Source organism: Paucilactobacillus vaccinostercus DSM 20634, assembly GCF_001436295.1.
In the GTDB taxonomy this organism is placed as follows: Bacteria; Bacillota; Bacilli; order Lactobacillales; family Lactobacillaceae; genus Paucilactobacillus; species Paucilactobacillus vaccinostercus.
In genome coordinates this window covers 1-1,639 of sequence record NZ_AYYY01000028.1, presented here as the reverse complement: position 1 = coordinate 1,639, position 1,639 = coordinate 1, and the positions used below count along the sequence as shown (strand labels likewise).

General features: G+C 51.1%; 1 rRNA gene. It reads left to right on the top strand.

The annotated features are described in order from the left end of the window. Positions 1–24 precede the first annotated feature (24 nt). Positions 25–1,602 (top strand): 16S ribosomal RNA (locus tag FC26_RS07025). Positions 1,603–1,639 lie beyond the last annotated feature (37 nt).

The window sequence follows — 1,639 nt, the reverse complement described above, 5'->3', positions numbered from 1 at the left end:
AAAAGAGCTAACAAGCTTCTTATTTTATATGAGAGTTTGATCCTGGCTCAGGATGAACGCTGGCGGTGTGCCTAATACATGCAAGTCGTACGCATTCCCGTTTTTGATTGAAGGTGCTTGCACCTGATTGATAAAACATCGGAATGAGTGGCGGACGGGTGAGTAACACGTGGGTAACCTGCCCAGAAGTGGGGGATAACATTTGGAAACAGATGCTAATACCGCATAATAGATAGAACCACATGGTTCTATTTTGAAAGATGGCCTTTGTGCTATCACTTCTGGATGGACCCGCGGTGTATTAGCTAGTTGGTAAGGTAACGGCTTACCAAGGCAATGATACATAGCCGAACTGAGAGGTTGATCGGCCACAATGGGACTGAGACACGGCCCATACTCCTACGGGAGGCAGCAGTAGGGAATCTTCCACAATGGGCGCAAGCCTGATGGAGCAACACCGCGTGAGTGAAGAAGGGTTTCGGCTCGTAAAACTCTGTTGTTAAAGAAGAACGTATCTAAGAGTAACTGCTTAGGTAGTGACGGTATTTAACCAGAAAGCCACGGCTAACTACGTGCCAGCAGCCGCGGTAATACGTAGGTGGCAAGCGTTATCCGGATTTATTGGGCGTAAAGCGAGCGCAGGCGGTTTTTTAAGTCTGATGTGAAAGCCTTCGGCTTAACCGAAGAAGTGCATCGGAAACTGGGAAACTTGAGTGCAGAAGAGGACAGTGGAACTCCATGTGTAGCGGTGAAATGCGTAGATATATGGAAGAACACCAGTGGCGAAGGCGGCTGTCTGGTCTGTAACTGACGCTGAGGCTCGAAAGCATGGGTAGCGAACAGGATTAGATACCCTGGTAGTCCATGCCGTAAACGATGAATGCTAAGTGTTGGAGGGTTTCCGCCCTTCAGTGCTGCAGCTAACGCATTAAGCATTCCGCCTGGGGAGTACGACCGCAAGGTTGAAACTCAAAGGAATTGACGGGGGCCCGCACAAGCGGTGGAGCATGTGGTTTAATTCGAAGCAACGCGAAGAACCTTACCAGGTCTTGACATCTAGCGCCAATCTCAGAGATGAGACGTTCCCTTCGGGGACGCTAAGACAGGTGGTGCATGGTTGTCGTCAGCTCGTGTCGTGAGATGTTGGGTTAAGTCCCGCAACGAGCGCAACCCTTATTATCAGTTGCCAGCATTCAGTTGGGCACTCTGGTGAGACTGCCGGTGACAAACCGGAGGAAGGTGGGGACGACGTCAAATCATCATGCCCCTTATGACCTGGGCTACACACGTGCTACAATGGACGGTACAACGAGTTGCGAACTCGCGAGGGTAAGCTAATCTCTTAAAGCCGTTCTCAGTTCGGACTGTAGGCTGCAACTCGCCTACACGAAGTCGGAATCGCTAGTAATCGCGGATCAGCATGCCGCGGTGAATACGTTCCCGGGCCTTGTACACACCGCCCGTCACACCATGAGAGTTTGTAACACCCAAAGTCGGTGGGGTAACCCTTCGGGGAGCCAGCCGCCTAAGGTGGGACAGATGATTAGGGTGAAGTCGTAACAAGGTAGCCGTAGGAGAACCTGCGGCTGGATCACCTCCTTTCTAAGGAATAAAACGGAGCCTTGCACGTTTGACTTGT